Here is an 18,644-nt window from a genome sequence, read left to right on the forward strand (position 1 = left end):
GAAATGTGGGAACGGATTGAGCGATATTGCAGGCTTAACGGCGTGTCCGGAGATGAAGGACTGATCCGGAACGCGATCCTGGAAGAGGTAAAAGCCTACTGCCAGTATGAGATTGATGCAATGGGTAATTTGATCTGCTTCAAAAAAGGGATGGTAACCCCGGATAAAAAGCTGATGCTCTGTGCGCATATGGATGAGGTTGGCTTTATTATCACACATGTGACAGAGGACGGACTCCTGAAATTTACCACAGTCGGCGGAATTGACAGCCGGGTGGTGCTGGGCCGCGCTGTCAGCCTTTACCGTACCGGAACTACAGGGGTAATCGGAACCAAGGCGATCCATCAGCAGACGGAAAAGGAACGGGAAACCGTGGTAGACGTCAAGGATATGTTTATCGATATCGGCGCGTCCTCCAGGGAAGAGGCGCTTGGAGCTGTAACACCTGGGGACTGCGCTGTTTTCTGCACTGAATTTGAAGAGTTTGGCAACGGGTTTGTTAAGGGAAAGGCGCTGGACGACCGGATTGGCTGTGCGGTGCTGGTGGAATTGATCCGGAGCAAGCTGAAATTTGATACTTACTTTCTCTTTACGACCCAGGAGGAGGTTGGCCTGCGCGGCGCGAAGGCGGCGGCGTATTCTGTTGACCCGGATTTTGCAGTTGTCGTAGAGACGACCACTGCCGCTGATCTCAGCGGCGTTTCGGAGCAGAAACAGGTCTGCTGCCTGGGGAAAGGCGCTGTGGTAGGCTTTATGGACCGTGCCGCCATCTATGACCGGGATTTGTATGCGCTGTCCTATAAGCTGGCGGTAGAGAAAAAGATTACCGCTCAAACCAAAACCATGGTGGCGGGCGGGAATGATGCCGGCGCTATCCAGACCTCCCGGGGCGGGACAAGGACGATTGCGGTCAGCGCGCCCTGCCGGTATCTGCATTCGGGTGTTTGTACAGTGAAAAAGGACGATGTCAGGTCGGTCTTGCGGCTGGTACATGAGCTGGCGGAAAATATTCTATAATTGAACAGGAATGATAGAGTGCAGCCGGACGGGCGTATGAAAGCGTTGCCTTTCATACAGGGCAATTGTCCTTTTGCGGAGATGATTCTCTCCGCCCGTACATTAAATTTTCAAGGAAGGTAGCCTTTGCGGATGCAGAGGCCTGGGTTTTACGATGATTACTGACTGGATTTCAATTAGCCCAAAGCTTGCGGCTTTTGGGCGGGAAGTGGAACGGGACTGCCGTCCCGTTTTCGAACGGATTGACGAAATCTGTGAACATAATGAAGCAAAGGTGCTTTCTGCCTTTATGGAATGCGGTGTAAGCGAAACGCATTTTATCGGCTCCACCGGGTATGGATACGGCGATCGGGGCAGAGAGGTGCTGGATGAGGTTTACGCAAAGGTGATGGGAACAGAGGATGCGCTGGTGCGCCACAACTTTGTTTCGGGCACCCATGCGCTCAGCGTCGCGCTGTTTGGGGTGCTCCGTACAGGGGACACGCTGGTCTCTTTGACGGGCGCGCCCTATGATACCATGGAAGAGGTTATCGGGATTCGCGGCGAGGGAAACGGATCGCTGAAGGATTTTGGAGTCCATTACCGCCAGCTCGATTTGCTGGGGGATGGCTCGGTTCATCTTGCGGCAGTCGCAGAGGCTGTCAAAGACTGTAAGGTTGCATATATTCAGCGTTCACGGGGATATTCCCTGCGGGAATCGCTGAGCGTAGCTAAAATCGGAGAGATTATCTGTGAAATCCGTAAGGGGAATCCGGATGCGGTTGTTATTGTTGACAACTGCTATGGGGAACTGGTCGAAAAGCAGGAACCGTCCGCAGTCGGAGCTGATCTGCTGGTGGGATCGCTGATTAAGAATCCAGGCGGGGCGATTGCGCAGACCGGAGGATATATTGCCGGGAAAGCAAAGCTGGTTGAGCTGTGCTCCTACCGTCTGACTGCTGTTGGAATGGGAAAAGAGGTGGGCTGTACCTTAAACCAGAGCCGGGGAATGTTCATGGGGCTTTTTTTTGCGCCGGGAGTAGTTGCGTCCGCGTTGAAAACCAGCGTTTTTGCACTGCGGATGTTTGAAAGGCTGGGTTACCAGGTATTCCCGCGCTATGATGCGCCCCGTACAGATATTATAGCGGCAATTAAGCTTAACCGTCCGGAGGCCCTGGTCGCATTCTGCCAGGGAATTCAGAAAGGCTCCCCGGTAGACAGCTTTGTTTCCCCAGAGCCTTGGGACATGCCCGGCTATGAGAGCCAGGTTATTATGGCGGCTGGCGCATTTACGATGGGCGCTTCGATTGAACTTTCTGCGGACGCACCATTGAGGGAACCCTATGCTGTGTGGCTGCAGGGCGGTATCACTTACCATACCGGGAAAATTGGCATTCTGCTTGCAGCTCAATCTATGCTGGAGCAGGGCTACCTATCCCTGGACTAGATGGGGTGAGGCGATGATTGATGCAATTTACCAGTTTGACCATGCGGTTATAGAATGGATTCAACTCCACTTGGCCGGGGGATGGCTTGATCCGGTGATGGCGGTAATTACCGGACTGGGAAATGCCGGTTTTATCTGGCTGCTGTCCGGTATCATCTTTCTGTTCTTTAAACGGACGCGCCCATGGGGTATTATCATGCTGGCTGCGGTGGCGGCAACCTTTATTTTGGGCGATCTGGTGCTGAAGCCAATTGTCAGCAGGGCGAGGCCTTTTATTGACGATCCGACCTTCAAGCTGCTGATTTCCCCGCCGAGTGGCTATTCTTTTCCATCCGGTCACAGCGGCAGCTCATTTGCCGCGGCGGTTTCACTGTTTACCTTTGATAAGCGCTTTGGAACGGCAGCCTTGTGTCTGGCCGCTTTGATTGCCTTTTCAAGGGTCTATCTCTATGTGCATTATCCGTCAGATGTACTGACCGGGGCGGCTTTAGGCACCTGCATTGGCCTTTTGGCGGCTTGGGGTTATTCCAGGTGGGAAAAGCGGAATCGTCAGAAATTGGTATAAAAACAGGCAGAAACGTGCGCGTTTTCTGCCTGTTTTTTTGTGCTATTTATGGAAAATATGTTTTTTTGATGATGCTTTTTACAGAAAAATTTCATATTTTACTGGTAAAATATCCGAAAAAAATTTGCCCTTTCACCAAAATGATTGAAAAATAAAACAAATTTTGTTATGCTGAAAACAGAATCGGGTATTGTGTCTTATGATTGCGGCATAAGATACAAGGCTGCGAATAACTGAATTGTGTAAAATCTATTTGTCACGAAAATATTTTAGAAAAGAGGAGTTTTCTATGAACACAATGATTGGTACAGACGTTGTCGTACAAATTGGTTTGGTGGTAAATGATTTAGATAAAACGGGCCGGAAGTTCGCTGATTTCTTTGGCGTAGAGTGCCCGCCTACCTGCTATTCCGGCGAAGCGGAGGTCGTCAAGGGAACCTATTTGGGGAAACCGACAAACGCCTCCTGCCACATGAAATTTTTTGAAACGCCGCACCTGCAGATTGAACTGATCGAACCGGACGATACGCCAAGCGTCTGGAGGGATTTCTTAAATGAAAAAGGTGAAGGCCTGCATCACATTGCTTTTAAGGTGAAAAGTGCAGACGAACAGATTAAAAATCTAGAAGAAAAAGGATATCCACTGCTTCAGAGAGGGCTTTATGGGGATGCTTCGGGTCAGTTTGCCTATATGGACACCCAGGGTGATCTAAAGCTGATTTTGGAGCTGCTGGAGGATTTTCCAAAATAAAATAGTGAATTGAGGCTTGTCAATGGGAATCAAAAAAACAGCAACAATGATGGACGTTGCCAGAGAGGCGGGCGTCTCAGTTGCTACCGTGGCACGAGTCATTCACGACAATGGGTATGTATCACAGAACAAACGGCTGTTGATTCAACAGGCGATAGATAAACTCGGCTATCTTATCCCAGAAAAAGAAATACCGGCATTTCGAAAGGATGTAGTGGGCGTTTGGACTCCGCCGGACCGCGAGAACCCCTTTTTTGCTTACCTGCCCCACGCGCTTGCCGAAGAAGCAAACCGGAATCAGATGTACGCGATGCTGCGGGTTGGAAAGAATACCGTTTCAAATTTGGTGGACGTTGTAAATGATTTCACTCGCCAGGGGGTTTGCGGGATTATTGTCGTTGGATTTGAAGAGGCTGATCTGCCTGAAAGGGAAAGGAATCTTTTGCTGGACTGCGGAGTACCTATTGTATTTGTGGAACGTACTGCGCGCTGCTATGGGTTAAACCGTGTGCTGCTGGATGGCAGCGAGGGTGTCTATTTGGCCACCCGCCATTTATTAGATTTGGGACATACGCATCTTTTGTATATTGGTTCAGCTCCTAATAATACCGTGGATAAGCAAAGGCTGAAGGGCTTTAAAAATGCATTGAGCGAAATAGGGGTCACAAACCCGCCGATTGTCAATACGTTAAAGGACGGCAGGATTTGTGACGGCTATGAATCTACCAAAATCGGGCTTAAGCAGTGGCCTCAAACCACTGCGATTGTTGCCTGGTCTGATCAATATGCGATTGGCGCTATGCGGTATTGTGCAGACACTAACCGCCGAATCCCTCAGGATATGGCAATTACTGGATTCGACGATATTTTTGCACCGTCACTGGTGCCTCCGCTGACCAGCGTTGGGATGCCGCTGGAAGAAATGGCGCAGGCTGCGATCCAGATGATTATTGAAAATAAGCATCAAACAATGGACTTTTATGCGAAGACAATCACATTAAGTCCCAAGCTGGCGATTCGCCGGTCAACAGATTTATAAAAGTACTAGGGAGCCACCGCGCAGTAGATATTGCGAGGTGGTTCTTTCTTTATGTAAAAATACCATATTTGACATAATCAAATATTTTTATACAGTTAAAACCATGATTATAAAGAGATTTTGTGACATTTAACACGGGCAATCAATTTAGGATATGGTTTGACAATATGTAATTTATCACATCAAAATGCACAAAAATATTATGAACAATTCATGAAAATTACAAATTGAATTATTATTTAACAAAACTTATAATAATACTTGTGACAAATACACAACAAATTTCTGATTCGTAAAATGATAAAATGAAATTTCCTTTTTGTTGCACGTGTGAATACTTATGGAAAATTTCATGTTTTGTGTAACAAATACTGCTGGTCGAAAAAATCCGCAAAGAAAGAGGTTGATAGCGCGAAGAAGAAAGACAATGTACACTTTTTCGTTCTAGTTAAAATAATAAAAAACACCCTCTTAAAGGGTGTTTTCCGGATATTTTATTATCGAACGAAAAAGTGTGATTTAAACAGATTTTGAAAAATGGAGGTTTCAAAGTGGGTTTTAAAAAGTTTATCGACAAGTATACGCCTGTAATTATGCTTTTGCCTGCACTAATCGGCGTATTGATTGTCCAAATTTATCCGAGTTTGGATTCAATCCGGCTATCATTCACAGACAAATCGCTGCTGAGTCCGACGACATCGTATGTAGGGTTTGCAAACTACATCACAGCTTTAAAGGATCCCCAGACGTGGCAGACAATCCTAAACACCCTCATATTTGCAATCCTATCTCTGGCTTTGGGCGCAGTTTTCGCAATGCTGGTTGCAAATGAACTGAACAAAAAGTTCCGGGGCAGAACCTTTTTCCGCGCGATGTTCCTGGCACCATGGGTAACGCCGCCGCTGGTTACATCCGCTATCTGGCAGCTGCTGCTGAGCGAAACGTTCAGCCCGTTTAACGGACTCTTTATGAAGCTCGGCTGGATCGATAAGCCGATCAATTTCCTGGGGAATACGGAACCGATTTTAGGCTTCCTTTCTCTTCCGCTGATTTCAATCATTATCATCAACGTTTGGTCAATCTTTCCGTTCCTGATGGTTATGTTCCTGGCAGGGATGCAGACCATCCCGGAGGATATGATCGAGGCGGCGACAGTTGACGGGGCGAATGCAGTACAACGGTTTTTCAAAATCAAGCTGCCATGTCTGATGCCGGTCATTGAAACTTCTATTTTGCTGGAAGGGATCTGGCAGTTCAATAACTTCAATATCAGCTACCTGGTCACCAAGGGCGGGCCGCTCAACAGTACGATGGTTATGGCGGTTGACGTATATACCGAAGCGTTTATCAACTTTAACTATGGCTCCGGTGCTACCGTCAGTGTCCTGATGATGCTGATCCTGCTCTTCCCAGCAGTTGTTTACCTGAGAAAACAACTGCGGCAGACAGATAATATATAGAAAGGAGCAAGCAACGATGAATAAAAGAAGCAGACGCTTTTTAAACGGACTTCGTCACTGGGTTGTGATGATTTTTACCACCTTTTTTGTGTTGTTTCCTTTCTATTGGATGGTAATGACCTCTCTGAAACCACGTGAGGAATTGATGGCATCTCCGCCGAAATGGATTCCTTCCTATCTGGATTTTAACAACTATAAGCTGGTATGGGAGCAGATGCCCTTGCTGAGATATTTGGGCAACTCGCTGTTTGTATCGCTGATGACGACGATTGTCTGTCTGGTTTTGGCTACCTTCTGCGGCTACAGCATCAGCCGGTTTGTTATGCGAAAGACCCAGAAATTCACCTCAGTCATGATGATTATCTCGCAGCTGATTCCCGGCACCCTGCCGTTTATCTCATTCTATTTTATCATGTACAACGCGCATCTTACCAATACATACCAGGGCCTGATCATTGCTTATTCTGTATGGGCAATCCCGTTCTGCACCCTGATGATGAAGAGCTACTTCAGTCAGTCTGTGCCGATGGCCTTGGAAGAAAGCGCTACGCTGGACGGGTGCAGCAAGTTTGGAATCTTTTTCAAGATCGCGCTGCCGATTTCCGTACCCGGCCTGGTTGCAACAGCAATCTTCGCGTTTATCCAGGGCTGGAACGAATTCATGTGGGCGAGCGTTATGCTGTCCAATAATGACATGAAGCCTGCATCAGTTGGTATTTATGACTTCATCGGTCAGTATGGAGCGAACTCAAACGTTTCCTTGTCTATGACCGCTGCGGTTATGATTACACTCCCGGCAATTATCTTCTTCGCATTTTTACAGAAATACCTCATCAGCGGCTTGTCCGCAGGTGCGGTAAAGGGTTAAATGTATTAGTTTCCGTAACAGCGTATGCTGTTAAAATAAACGAAGAAAAAAGGAGAAAAACGTATGAAACATTCAAAGAAAATTATGAGCGCTGTATTAGCGGCTCTCATGCTCTCAACCTTTGCGGCATGCGGCAGCAGCGACAAGCCTGCTACCGACAATTCCGGCGCTGCCGGCGGAGATACCGGCGACCTGAGCGGAAAAACAATTACATTCACCATGCAGAAATATGGCAGTGACGCTTCCGCACAGGAAAAGGTCCTGAAAGAAATGACAGAGGCATTTAAAGAAGAAACCGGCATTACCGTAAACTACTCCATCATCGACTGGGGTCAGGCTCTGACCAAGCTGACACTGGCCTGCACCGGCGGCGAAGCTCCGGATGTTGCTGACATTTTCTTCACTCCTTCCATGGTGAAAATCGGAAACGGCCAGTATGGCCCGGCTGATATTACAGATATTTATGAAGAATTAGGCGGGGATGACGCTTACTTCGAGGCTGTCATTGACGAAGTAAAGATTGACGGCAAGGTTTACGGTATTCCGTGGCGTATGGATACCCGTGCAATGGTATACAACAAAGCTCACTTTGAAGAAGCTGGAATTACTGAAGTTCCGACTACCTATGATGAACTGATTGAAGCTGCCAAGAAGCTGACCAAGACCGATGACAGTGGAAATATTACCCGGTCGGGAGTTGTTCTTCCGGTTGGCCAGGCTCGTTTTGACCAGGGTTGGTTTAACCTTCTGGCTGGCCATGGCACCAGCGTCATGAATGAGGATTACACTGAATTTACCTTCGGCGGACAGGAAGGGATCGATACCATCCAGTTCATGCTCGACCTGATTAATGAGTATAAAGTCTGCACTCCGAACGTAATCGACCCGTCCTTTGACGCTGGTACAGAATACCAGGCTGAAAAAGCATCCATCGTATTAGGACAGAATGCTGACTTCATGACTGCTGTCCAGTCGAATGCTCCGCAGCTTGAAGAAGTTACCGGCAGTGCAGTTATGCCGAACCTGACTGGCGAAGGTGTTTCTTCTGTTGCTTACACCGCACCGATCAGCATTATGAATTCTACCAAAGAACGTGCCGCTGCTGAAGAATGGCTGAAATATTTCTGCTCTGCAGAAGGCCAGATTAAATTCTGCTCCGCGGTTAACCTCATCAATGCTAGAAAAGAAGTTATGGAAGACGAATTCTACAGCAGTGACTGGATGAAAGCATTCCCGGAACAGGCTAACCGCGCTATTTACGGCGACCCGGCTATCCCGACCTGGAGCCAGATCGACGCGTTCCCGAACGGCCCGCTCAACACCATGCTGACCAATATCGTTGGTGGCGCTGACATCAAAACAGAAGTTGACAATTGCCTGAAACAGTGCCAGGAAATCTATGACAAAAACGAAGTAGACTTAGGCTAATTGCTGTCTTGTTAACCGAACCGGTGCTGTCCGGCTCGGTTAACTAAGAATTCAGAACGGAAGGGGAGTAACATAGTGAACTACTCCGTGTGTATCGACGCATTGTATCACGGAAAAGATTTCGCAGAAGGGATGCGTGAGACAAAAGAGGCTGGGATCAAGGGATTTGAATTTTGGTCCTGGTGGGATAAAGATGTTGACAGGATGGCTGCTGAAAAAGAGAAGCTTGGCTTAACTGTAGCGGCTATGTGCACCAAATTTGTAAGCTTGGTGGATGCGAGTCAGCATGATGAATATCTGGCAGGACTGAAGGAAAGCATCGAAGCAGCGAAAAAGCTGGGATGCAAAACCTTGATCAGCCAGGTGGGAGCAGATACCGGGAAGCCCCGTGAAGAGCAGCATAAAGCTCTGTGCGAAGGGGTAAAGCGGGCTGTTCCAATGCTGGAGGAAAATGATATTACTTTGGTGCTCGAGCCCTTGAATACGGCAGTAGACCACGCTGGATATTACCTTTCTTCCTCAAAAGAAGCGTTTGACATTGTAAAGGAAGTAGGCAGCGACAAGGTAAAGATTCTGTTTGATATTTATCATCAGCAGATCACTGAGGGAGATGTGATCCGGAGTATTCAGGAAAACATTTCCGCAATCGGCCATTTCCATGCCGCCGGAAATCCGGGACGGCATGAAATTGATACCGGAGAACTGAATTACCCGAATATTTTCCGGGCAATTGAAGAAACCGGATATGCTGGGTATATCGGGCTGGAATATTTTCCTGAAAAACCCGCATTAGAAGGATTGAAAAAGTTACCAAAATAAGCTATAATAAGCAGGAGCAAAGGAGAAAGAGCTCAATGAAACAGAAACAAATCGTAGCAGTGGGACCAAAGAAAAACACAATCAGAGAAATTGATATTCCGGTTCCAAACGATGATCAGCTGTTAATTAAGACCAAATATGTAGGCGTATGCCATTCGGAGCATGACGACTGGAAGGTTGCAGAGGCTGGAATGACCTTTGGGCATGAACCAATGGGGATCGTTGAACAGGTTGGAAAGAATGTAACAGGTTTTAAAGTAGGCGACCGTGTAAGCGGTATGTGGGGCGGCACTCTGCCGGGATCAGGCGGAATGGTGCAGTATGCCATCGCAGACCCGGTCAAAGAAGTCGTAATCAAGCTGCCGGATAACGTCCGGGATGAAGATTTGATTGTAGAGCCGTTATCCTGCATGATGAGCGCGGTCAGCAAAGCGAAGGTTCAGATGCCGGGAACACATGTAGCGGTAGTAGGCTGCGGATACATGGGATGCGGCGCGATCAGCCTGCTGAAGCTGCGCGGCTGCTATGTCGTAGCAATCGACAAGCGCCAGACCTCTTTAGAGGATGCGAAGAAATATGGGGCAGATGAGGTATATACTGTTGAGGAAGCAAAAGAAAAATTCCTCCATGGAAACCTCACAGACGGTTTCAAAGTCGTTATGGAATGGGGCGCAGGATTAGATCCTGAAGAAGGAAGCGATTCCTTAGACCTGGCGGTAAACCTGACCGCGTTGCGCGGACAGCTCTGCGTAGCAGACTACCATACCGGCGGAAAGAGAACCGTAGACGTACAGCAGCTGGGCGTGAAAGCGATTGAAATGCTGAACACCCATCCAAGAGAAGAATGGCTGTCCAGAGAAGGCGCAGAGAACGCGGTGGAAATGCTGGCGAACGGATCCTGGAACTACAAAGATATTCCGGTTAAAATTTTCCCGCTCAACAAGTTTGATGAAGCGCAGGCAGAGCAGTATGATAAATACGGCAAGTACATGAAGGCGATCATTGACATGACCATGGAAGACGGCGAACCATATATTCTCTAATGAAAGGTTCTTTCATAATTGTCAGTCTTTCTGAGTGCAGGCGGGCTTTGCAAGACGGATAGGATTAACCATACCATGAGTATAGGTGCAATATTATATACTTTGGGAAGGGTTCCTATAAAAGCGTAATCAATTGATTTGCGTGTTATTATTCTGATGGAAAATGATAAGGAGGAATGAAACTATGGGAAAACTCCCAGTAGGCTTACAGGTATATTCTGTACGTGATTATGCAGAAAAAGATCTGTTGGGCACCTTGAAAAAAATCAAAGAGATCGGGTATGATTTCGTCGAGCTGGCTGGCTTGTACGGCCATAGCGCTGAGGAAGTAAAAGCGGCGCTGGACGAAGCGGGTATCCCGGCATTATCTGCGCATGTTCCACTGGTGGAGTTGGAAGCAGATATGGAAAAGACGGTTGCAGACTATGTAAAAATCGGCTGCAAATTTATTGCGATTCCATATTTGCCGGATGATCTCCGTCCAAACACCCCTGGCTTTGATAAGGTAATGAGCCTGATCCCTCAGATTGGTAAGGTCTGCAATGAGCATGGCGTAACCTTGCTTTATCATAATCATGACTTTGAGTTTGTAAAAGTAGACAATGGACAGTATGCATTAGATTATATGTATGATACGGTATCAGCAGATCTTCTGCAGACAGAGCTCGACTGCTGCTGGGTAAAGGTAGCAGGGGAGGAGCCGGTAGAATACATTGCAAAATATGCAAACCGCTGCCCGGTTGTTCATCTGAAGGATTTCTATAAGGAAGGGAATCCGGAAAACCTGTATGAACTGATCGGCATTGATCCGGGTGAAAAGAAAAAAGAGGAAGGCAGATTTGAATTCCGTCCGGTAGGGTTTGGGATGCAGGTCATGCCGGAGATTCTGGATGCGGCAGTTGCAAATGGTGCTGAGTATGTTGTCGTAGAACAAGACGTTTCCGTTGGCAGAACGCCGATAGAAGCGGTTACGATGAGCAGAAAGTATCTTGAACTGCTGGGCTTCTAGAAATCAGATAATACTTGTAATGCATCATAGTGATCCCCCGATACTTTATCGGGGGATTTTGATGAATTATATTATGGGGTAGAAGGCAAGAGATTGTGCTTGGACAATGGAAAACCGTTGTCATGTTGGGGAACACAGAATCTGCACAAATCCTGGAGGAAAGGAACAAATTTATGAAAGATAAACAATTTCCAAGAACTGAGATTGCGGGAGTATCTGTATCCCGTATGATTATTGGTACAAACTGGCTGTTAGGCTGGAGCCATACCGGAAAAGCCGCAGACAAACGAATTACTGACCGCTACCAGAGTCCGGAGAGCTTTTTCCCGGTACTGGAAGCATATGCACAATATGGGATTGACACGATCATGGGGCCGATCAGCGATACCCCTCGGATGGTTGAGGCAATCCGCTATGCAGAAAAAAAGCTGGGGATCAAATATATTATTGTGGACACCCCGATTATCAATGTAGACGATACGGATGAGGCAAGGGCGGAAGCGCGCGCCGCCATCCATAAAAGTGCCGAAATCGGCTCCACCTTCTGCCTGCTTCATCATTCCAGTGCAGAGCAGCTGGTGAATAAAAATACAGCAACCATGGACCGCTTAGACGACTATACCAAGATGATCCGGGAAGAAGGAATGCTTCCAGGATTGAGTGCGCATATGCCGGAGCTGATCCTGTATTCCGATGCAAATGGATACGACATTGAAACTTATATTCAGATATATAACTGCGTTGGATTCCTGATGCAGATTGAAGTGGAAACGGTAGCTTCTATTATCAATAATGCCAAGAAGCCTGTTATGACGATCAAATCCATGGGTGCAGGCAGAACAACTCCATATGTCGGCTTGAATTTCTCCTGGAACACCATTCGTCCGTGCGACATGGTTACGGTTGGATGCTTTACACCGGAGGAAGTCCACGAGGATGTTGAAATTTCTCTGGCTGCCCTGGAGCATCGCTTCCCGAACTTTGAAAGACGTTCCAGCCCGAACAATAAACAGGCTGTTTTGAACAGAAATGAAAAGTATGACAATGTTGTCATGAACGGAGTAGAGGATAAATAATACTGCCTGCAGAACATTGGCGGGCAATCCTCCGCAGTAACTTGACGTATATTTTGAATTACAGTGAAGCGGGGAGGAACTGACATGAATGCAAAGGAACGTGTTTTGGCAGCTATTTCCCATAGACAGCCGGATTGTATCCCTTTTTCCCTGGGGTTTGGCGTCAATCCGCCGGTAAGGAAGCAGTTGGCCTTGTTGTTGGGCTTGCAGGATGAACATGCCGTAGAGCAATATCTTAATAGCAAAAGCGACCTGGTATGGGTTGCGCCGCCTTATATCGGGCCTTCAGAACGGAACATAAAAAATGCCGATGGTTCTGAAACCGACATCTGGGGCGTGAGCAGAAGGGCTGTATCCTATGGGGAAGGAAGCTATGATGAGATCTGCCATTATCCGCTTGCGGAAATTGAAGATGTGTCCGAGTTAGACGACTATCTTTTTCCTGATCCGGATTGGTTTGATTATGCTGCCCTGCCGGAAATCATCCGGCAGACACAGGAGGAATGTCCTCGCGCAGTAGTATTGGGTAACGCTAATATTTTTGAATCCTCCTGGTATATGCGCGGGCTGGAAAACATGATGATTGACCTGCTGGTAGATCCTGAGCTTGCTGATGCGATCTTAGAACGCGTGACGAATTTTTTCTACGAGTTTATGAAAAGATGCCTGGAGGCTGCCCAGGGTGGGATTGATATTATCTTTACAGCAGACGATATCGGTCAGCAGAACGGACTTCTGATGTCCTTGGATACATGGCGGGAGCATATCAAGCCTCATCATCAAAGGATTAACGAATTGGTACATTCCTATCATGCAAAGGTGATGTACCATACCGACGGCGCGGTTATGGAGGCTGTAGGAGAATTAATTGATATGGGCATTGATGTACTGGAGGCTCTGCAATTTGACGCCCAGGGAATGGATCCCTGCGTTTTGAAGAAACAGTATGGAGACCGCCTTTGCTTCCATGGCGGAATTAGTGTCCAATCTACCCTTCCTTTTGGAACACCGGAAGAGGTGACAAAAGAGGTAGAGCAGCGGATCGCGGTACTCGGAGAGAACGGCGGCTATATTTTAGCGCCGTCTCATGCGATTCAGGCAGGGACGCCGCCGGAAAATGTTTTGGCATTTTTCAGGGCAGCCAGCCGGCCGCTTAAATAAAACATAAGCTTAGAATCATGCTGATAAGAGGTAACTGAAATGGAACAGAAAAAAGTGGGATTTGGCATTATCGGACTGGGATTGATCTCGAATCGTTTTGCCAGTGTCCTGAATACCTGCGATCGAGCACGGCTGGCAGCAGTAGCGGCCAGAAGCCAGGAACGCGCAGACGCATTTGCGAAAGAACATCAGGCTGAGAAAGCATACGGCAGCTATCAGGAATTAATGGAAGACCCTGCGGTAGATATTGTTTATATTGGCCTAACCCATAATTTCCACTATGAAGTAGCAAAGCAGTGTATCCTGCATGGGAAGGCAGTCCTTTGTGAAAAGCCATTTTTCTTGACAAAGGCAGAGGCCGAGGAGGTAATCTCACTGGCAAGAGAAAACAAGGTTCTCTTGATGGAAGCTATGTGGACTCGATGCCTGCCTGTGACACTAAAAACCAAAGAATGGATCAGACAGGGGAAAATTGGTTCTGTGAAATATATGGACGCCCAATTTTCCTTCCATGTAAAATACGACCTGAAAAACCGGCTGTATAATCCGGATTTGGCGGGAGGCGCGTTGTATGACGCCGGGGTATATCCGCTGGAATATGCAACCGGGATTATGGAGCGTTTGCCGGTAGCAATGCAGAGCATGCATACCTCAACCCCGAACGGGCTTGACAGCTTCGACGTGATTACGATGCAGTTTGCAGATGGTGCAATCGCCTCTCTGGTCTGCGGAATTAGTCTAAACACGAATCTGGATGCAGGTATTTATGGCCCGGACGGACATATTATTGTCCGGGATTTCATTCGCGGGAAACAATGCGAGCTCTATGATGATGAGAATAATCTGATTGAGACCTTTACCGAAACAGCGGAGGATGGGTTCATCTACCAGATTGAGCATATCATTGATTTATACCGCAGTGGAAAACTGGAAAGCCCTTATATTCCTCATAAAGATACCATTGATTGCGCAGGGCTGTTTGACCAGCTCCAGGCAGATTGGTCGAAATAAAAAGGAAACGGGCTGTTGGATAACCAACAGCCCGTTTTTGCGGGAAAATGGCTTTTTTATGATCTGTACAATCAGCCTGCTGCGAGGTGCTGACAATTTTGAGCAGATGATTGATCACAATCTCTTGATATTGTTCGGAAAATTTGCAAAGGAGCATTTTATATGCAAAGAAGACAAACATGGCTTGGAAAAGAGAATATCCTTTTGGCGGTGATAACCCTTTTCTGGTTTGCCCAATATGTTTATATCCCATTTCAGACGCCGTATTTAACTGCTATCGGTATCTCTGCCGGGCTGATTGGGACGGTGGTCGGCGCATATGGTTTTACTCAGCTTCTGCTGCGCCTTCCTGTCGGGGTAATGGCGGACATCATCGGGAAGCACAAAGTGTTTGTTTTCCTCGGCGTAGCTCTTGCTTCAGCGGCCTCACTCATTCGTATAATAGCCCCGGACGGAATGGGGTTTTTAGCGGCAAATTTAGTAGGCGGTGCGGCGTCTGCCATGTGGATTTCCTACATGGTGCTGTTTTCTGAATATTTTTCTCCGGAGGAACAGCAGAAGGCGACCAGCCGGGCAATTATGGCCTGTAATCTTGGAATTTGCCTTGCCTTTGTGTTCGGAACCTTCCTGTATGAAAAGACGAGCATGGCCTTTCTATGCGGCGCCAGCGCAATAGCTGGTATTTTGGGGATGCTTATCACCCTCTTTTTGATTAAGGACGTCCAACGACCGCAGGAGGATTCTCTTAAGAGGGGAAACGTGCGCACCATTTTATCCGTCTGCTGCAACCGGAGACTGCTTCTTTTTTCCGCGCTTGCCCTGATACAGCAGGGGATACAGATGTCCACTGCAATGTCCTTTACTACTAATGTTCTTAAGGAATTGGGCGCCTCCGACGGGCTGATTGGCGGCGCTTCTGTGTTCTATATGATTTCGGCTGTGCTGTCAGCACAATTTGCTTCCTCTAAATTCTGCGGACGCAGGGGAGCACGTTTTTATATTCCGTTGATTTTTCTGCTGACGGGGTTATACTGTGTATTGGTACCGGTTGTGGGAAATACATATGTTATCTTTTTGCTGCAGGCGTTCCCAGGGATGTCAACAGGGATTCTCTTGTCTTATCTCACCTCAGAGGGAATGGCAGAGGTGCCAAAGGAGAAAAAATCAACAGCTATGGGATTTTTTCAGGCGGTTTATGCCATTGGCCTGACAGTATTTCCGGCGCTTGTCGGCGGTTTGATTGGACTGGGCGGAAATATAACCGGTTTTTGCTTTTTAGCCGCAACAGCACTGTTTGGAGCGCTTATATCCCTGCTGTACTATAAAAGGCACAGGGAATAGGCAGATACTGCAAGAAAAAGCAAGAGATTTTATGAGAAGAATTTTTTGGATGGAGCGGGAATTAATTCCTAAAAAATCCAGGAAAAACTATTTATTTTTCCTAAATTATAAAAAAGCCTTGCAAAGAAAGTGAAAATTCGTTATAATAATATACGGATTTGCCGGTGTGATGGAATTGGCAGACGTAGTGGACTCAAAATCCACCGGTGGCGACACCGTGCCGGTTCGAGTCCGGCCACCGGCACCAGCGGCAAGTTGCCGCAGACAAATCGCGCACCTCATTTTGTGGGGTGCGCTTTGTTTTTTTACCCGCGTTTAAGCTGGCATCTTTTTTGTACCCGGCAGACAGCGGCAAGTTGCCGCTTCCAAGTCGCACGCCTCACGTTGTGGGGTGTGTTTTCTTTTGTGCCTGCGCCGAAACGGGCATCTATTTCGTAATACATAGTCTAGAGCCTCGAACACATTATGTGTTCGAGGCTTTTGCTCTGCCTGGATTTTCTGCCCGCGCTGAAAGCAGGCATCTTTTTGCAGCGCAAGTCCTGTGCAGACTGCAGCGGATAAACCGCGATGGGCTGTGTTTTATTTCGATATTGTATATTTAATTCCCTGGCCTGTTCCATAGGCTGAATTTTATCGTGAAAATTCGACATTAAAAAATTTGATGAAAGGATACAGAGGCATACATAACGACATTTATCGCCCAAATTATGGAAATTTTTTAACAAGTATGCTATAATAAGCCTATTAAAGAGGTGAAGTGTTAAATGCTAGGCGTGATTATGTCTATAGAAGATGACAGCGATAAAGAATTTATGAAAAATATCTTTGAAAAGTATTATGCTACCATGAAAAAGAAAGCATATGAAGTGACAAATAATAGGAATGTTGTGGAGGATATTGTTTCAGAGGCCTTTGTCAATTTAATCAGGCATATTGATACAGTCCGCGGGTTAACACCTAACCAGCGGGCGTCTTATATTATGCTCACTGTAAAAAATACGGCGATCAACTATATCCGCCAAAGCAGCAGGGCTTCTGAGATTGTATATGTAGGAAATGAGGAGGACGTATCCGATCATCTTTTCGACCCGAGAATGGAGCCGCAGTTTATTTTAGATGCAAAGATGGAATACAACGAGCTTTGTGATACGATTCGACGCCTGCCGGAACGGGAAAGAAATTTACTGATTTGTAAGTATATATTCGAAATGGATGACCAAGCGATTTCCAGGATTCTTAAAACGAAACCGAATAATGTCCGGCAATATCTGACTAGGGCGCGCCGCCATGCATATAAAATTATTCTGGAAGGGAGAGACTGATATGAATCAGAAGGATCACGGCCAGGAATTGATGGACGTATTATTGAAAACCGCCCTTTCCGGTTATTTAGAGCAGGAGGGCGCAAAAATTATTGAAGAGGCAAAGGAAAACAATGCCGATCCTGATCTCCGGATTTCCCCGGAAGAAAGGGAGATGTTTTATAAGCTGATCGATGCGGAGGCCAGAAAAAAGAAGCTGAGGGAGCACAGAAAGCGCTCCAAAAGAATTTTGAACCGGGCAGCGATTATTTTCCTGGTGGTGTTGGTAGGGTTTGGCACCTGTATGCTGACGGTTGATGCGTTTCGCGCCAAGTTTTTAAATATGTTTATCAGCCAGAAGGGAGATTATGCCGTCATTGGGGTGGATTCGTCAGAGGCGCCGGATGACTCTGACCTTCCGGAATGGGCCTCACTGCCGACGTATATTCCGGAAGGATATATCAAATCTTCTAGTACGTTGGGTGGTAATATGGACATTTTTACTGAGTATACAAATAACTCAAATCATTCAATAATATCTATATTACAGCGACCAATATCTCAATTGTCTTTGCATATTGATACCGAAGATTTAGACTCATATGAAGAAATAAAGATAAAAGGCCGGGACGGAGTTTTAACCAAAAAAGATGGATTTTATAATTTAACCTGGCAGGGAGACGAATATTTCTTTGTGTTAATTGCACAATTATCCGATGGTGAAGTGATAAAAATTGCAGAAAGTGTAGAAATCAAATAAATAGTGTTGCAAATCAGCCTCTTTGTTGTTTTTATAGTCGGAAACAATAAGGAGGTTGAACATTTATGAGAAAAAGCAAGAAGCTGTTTGCCGGAATCTTGGCTTGCATGATGATGGCGCTGACCTGCCTGCCGGTGTCGGCGGAGGAGCCGCCAGCCCCGACTAGCGGCGAAGGGGAAATAATGCCTCTTTTCGATAATTTTGCACAAGCCTCATCTTCTTTCAAAATTTCTTCGTTAGGGCATGCAACGGGGACGGGTACTGTTACAGGCACTAAATCTTATACCTATACTCTGACCTGCACGATTCAAAAAATCAGCGGGAGCAGCGTGACCCATATCAAATCCTGGACTACCAGCAAAAAAGGTCCCGGGACCGTTGTATTGCCCATTGACTACTATCTGTCCTCCAGAGGGACTTACCGCCTGAGAACCTATGTATCTGTAAAGAATAGCTCCGGGACGGTACTTGAAACCCATACGGTTTATTCCCCGACAGATACTTATTAATTTTTGGTATTTTATGCGAAAGCATAGAATATAAATCAAAACGATTCCTGTCGGAAGAAG

General features: G+C 46.7%; 18 protein-coding genes and 1 tRNA gene. All 19 read left to right on the forward strand.

Going from position 1 to position 18,644, the window contains the following annotated elements; genetic code table 11:
* The first annotated feature begins 3 nt into the window (after window positions 1-3).
* Window positions 4-1,017: a M42 family metallopeptidase gene (locus tag CZ360_RS10695; RefSeq protein WP_077534192.1), complete on the forward strand. Its 1,014-nt coding sequence runs from the start codon at window positions 4-6 to the stop codon at window positions 1,015-1,017.
* 154 nt (window positions 1,018-1,171) lie between these two features.
* Entirely contained in the window at window positions 1,172-2,443 is a 1,272-nt protein-coding gene (locus CZ360_RS10700; protein WP_077534193.1) for a methionine gamma-lyase family protein, read from the forward strand.
* A gap of 13 nt (window positions 2,444-2,456) precedes the next feature.
* A complete protein-coding gene (locus CZ360_RS10705; protein WP_077534194.1) occupies window positions 2,457-3,008 on the forward strand; it encodes a phosphatase PAP2 family protein in 552 nt (183 codons plus the stop codon).
* A gap of 289 nt (window positions 3,009-3,297) precedes the next feature.
* Window positions 3,298-3,759 carry a VOC family protein gene (locus CZ360_RS10710; RefSeq protein ID WP_077534195.1) on the forward strand — a complete coding sequence of 154 codons (462 nt, stop codon included), beginning with the start codon at window positions 3,298-3,300 and terminating at the stop codon, window positions 3,757-3,759.
* 22 nt (window positions 3,760-3,781) lie between these two features.
* Window positions 3,782-4,798, forward strand: a complete 1,017-nt coding sequence (locus CZ360_RS10715) for a LacI family DNA-binding transcriptional regulator (protein WP_077534196.1) — start codon at window positions 3,782-3,784, stop codon at window positions 4,796-4,798.
* A gap of 551 nt (window positions 4,799-5,349) precedes the next feature.
* The gene (locus CZ360_RS10720) at window positions 5,350-6,258 is read left to right on the forward strand and encodes a carbohydrate ABC transporter permease (RefSeq protein ID WP_229408045.1); all 909 of its coding nucleotides are present in this window, start codon (window positions 5,350-5,352) and stop codon (window positions 6,256-6,258) included.
* 16 nt (window positions 6,259-6,274) lie between these two features.
* A complete protein-coding gene (locus CZ360_RS10725; protein WP_077534197.1) occupies window positions 6,275-7,126 on the forward strand; it encodes a carbohydrate ABC transporter permease in 852 nt (283 codons plus the stop codon).
* 63 nt (window positions 7,127-7,189) lie between these two features.
* The gene (locus CZ360_RS10730) at window positions 7,190-8,554 is read left to right on the forward strand and encodes an ABC transporter substrate-binding protein (protein ID WP_077534198.1); all 1,365 of its coding nucleotides are present in this window, start codon (window positions 7,190-7,192) and stop codon (window positions 8,552-8,554) included.
* Window positions 8,555-8,629: 75 nt separating this feature from the next.
* Window positions 8,630-9,373, forward strand: coding sequence for a hydroxypyruvate isomerase family protein (locus CZ360_RS10735; protein ID WP_205411126.1), 744 nt, complete (start codon window positions 8,630-8,632; stop codon window positions 9,371-9,373).
* A 35-nt stretch (window positions 9,374-9,408) separates the two neighbouring features.
* A complete protein-coding gene (locus CZ360_RS10740; protein WP_077534199.1) occupies window positions 9,409-10,416 on the forward strand; it encodes an alcohol dehydrogenase catalytic domain-containing protein in 1,008 nt (335 codons plus the stop codon).
* A gap of 184 nt (window positions 10,417-10,600) precedes the next feature.
* On the forward strand, window positions 10,601-11,425 hold the full coding sequence (locus CZ360_RS10745) for a sugar phosphate isomerase/epimerase family protein (RefSeq protein WP_077534200.1): 825 nt from the start codon (window positions 10,601-10,603) through the stop codon (window positions 11,423-11,425).
* A 173-nt stretch (window positions 11,426-11,598) separates the two neighbouring features.
* Window positions 11,599-12,501: a hypothetical protein gene (locus CZ360_RS10750; protein WP_077534818.1), complete on the forward strand. Its 903-nt coding sequence runs from the start codon at window positions 11,599-11,601 to the stop codon at window positions 12,499-12,501.
* Window positions 12,502-12,585: 84 nt separating this feature from the next.
* On the forward strand, window positions 12,586-13,662 hold the full coding sequence (locus tag CZ360_RS10755; protein WP_077534201.1) for a uroporphyrinogen decarboxylase family protein: 1,077 nt from the start codon (window positions 12,586-12,588) through the stop codon (window positions 13,660-13,662).
* Between the two features lie 39 nt (window positions 13,663-13,701).
* Window positions 13,702-14,673: a Gfo/Idh/MocA family protein gene (locus tag CZ360_RS10760; RefSeq protein WP_077534202.1), complete on the forward strand. Its 972-nt coding sequence runs from the start codon at window positions 13,702-13,704 to the stop codon at window positions 14,671-14,673.
* A gap of 162 nt (window positions 14,674-14,835) precedes the next feature.
* Window positions 14,836-16,014, forward strand: a complete 1,179-nt coding sequence (locus CZ360_RS10765; RefSeq protein WP_143530228.1) for an MFS transporter — start codon at window positions 14,836-14,838, stop codon at window positions 16,012-16,014.
* Between the two features lie 160 nt (window positions 16,015-16,174).
* Window positions 16,175-16,261 (forward strand) — tRNA-Leu (locus CZ360_RS10770).
* A 517-nt stretch (window positions 16,262-16,778) separates the two neighbouring features.
* Complete coding sequence (locus CZ360_RS10775) at window positions 16,779-17,336, forward strand: RNA polymerase sigma factor (protein WP_077534203.1); 558 nt, start codon at window positions 16,779-16,781, stop codon at window positions 17,334-17,336.
* Window position 17,337: 1 nt separating this feature from the next.
* Window positions 17,338-18,075, forward strand: a complete 738-nt coding sequence (locus CZ360_RS10780; RefSeq protein WP_159438253.1) for a DUF4367 domain-containing protein — start codon at window positions 17,338-17,340, stop codon at window positions 18,073-18,075.
* A 65-nt stretch (window positions 18,076-18,140) separates the two neighbouring features.
* On the forward strand, window positions 18,141-18,584 hold the full coding sequence (locus tag CZ360_RS10785; protein ID WP_077534205.1) for a hypothetical protein: 444 nt from the start codon (window positions 18,141-18,143) through the stop codon (window positions 18,582-18,584).
* Window positions 18,585-18,644: the final 60 nt, after the last annotated feature.

The sequence above is a fragment of the Massiliimalia massiliensis genome, from assembly GCF_900155615.1.
Classification (GTDB): domain Bacteria; phylum Bacillota; class Clostridia; order Oscillospirales; family Ruminococcaceae; genus Massiliimalia; species Massiliimalia massiliensis.

Excerpts from the sequence above, each read along its gene's own strand:
- CZ360_RS10705 (WP_077534194.1), top strand. The coding sequence starts at position 2,457 with ATGATTGATGCAATTTACCAGTTTGACCATGCGGTTATAGAATGGATT.
- CZ360_RS10750 (WP_077534818.1), top strand. The coding sequence starts at position 11,599 with ATGAAAGATAAACAATTTCCAAGAACTGAGATTGCGGGAGTATCTGTA.
- CZ360_RS10730 (WP_077534198.1), top strand. The coding sequence starts at position 7,190 with ATGAAACATTCAAAGAAAATTATGAGCGCTGTATTAGCGGCTCTCATG.
- CZ360_RS10740 (WP_077534199.1), top strand. The coding sequence starts at position 9,409 with ATGAAACAGAAACAAATCGTAGCAGTGGGACCAAAGAAAAACACAATC.
- CZ360_RS10715 (WP_077534196.1), top strand. The coding sequence starts at position 3,782 with ATGGGAATCAAAAAAACAGCAACAATGATGGACGTTGCCAGAGAGGCG.
- CZ360_RS10700 (WP_077534193.1), top strand. The coding sequence starts at position 1,172 with ATGATTACTGACTGGATTTCAATTAGCCCAAAGCTTGCGGCTTTTGGG.
- CZ360_RS10785 (WP_077534205.1), top strand. The coding sequence starts at position 18,141 with ATGAGAAAAAGCAAGAAGCTGTTTGCCGGAATCTTGGCTTGCATGATG.
- CZ360_RS10725 (WP_077534197.1), top strand. The coding sequence starts at position 6,275 with ATGAATAAAAGAAGCAGACGCTTTTTAAACGGACTTCGTCACTGGGTT.
- CZ360_RS10755 (WP_077534201.1), top strand. The coding sequence starts at position 12,586 with ATGAATGCAAAGGAACGTGTTTTGGCAGCTATTTCCCATAGACAGCCG.
- CZ360_RS10745 (WP_077534200.1), top strand. The coding sequence starts at position 10,601 with ATGGGAAAACTCCCAGTAGGCTTACAGGTATATTCTGTACGTGATTAT.
- CZ360_RS10765 (WP_143530228.1), top strand. The coding sequence starts at position 14,836 with ATGCAAAGAAGACAAACATGGCTTGGAAAAGAGAATATCCTTTTGGCG.
- CZ360_RS10710 (WP_077534195.1), top strand. The coding sequence starts at position 3,298 with ATGAACACAATGATTGGTACAGACGTTGTCGTACAAATTGGTTTGGTG.
- CZ360_RS10760 (WP_077534202.1), top strand. The coding sequence starts at position 13,702 with ATGGAACAGAAAAAAGTGGGATTTGGCATTATCGGACTGGGATTGATC.
- CZ360_RS10780 (WP_159438253.1), top strand. The coding sequence starts at position 17,338 with ATGAATCAGAAGGATCACGGCCAGGAATTGATGGACGTATTATTGAAA.
- CZ360_RS10695 (WP_077534192.1), top strand. The coding sequence starts at position 4 with ATGTGGGAACGGATTGAGCGATATTGCAGGCTTAACGGCGTGTCCGGA.
- CZ360_RS10775 (WP_077534203.1), top strand. The coding sequence starts at position 16,779 with ATGCTAGGCGTGATTATGTCTATAGAAGATGACAGCGATAAAGAATTT.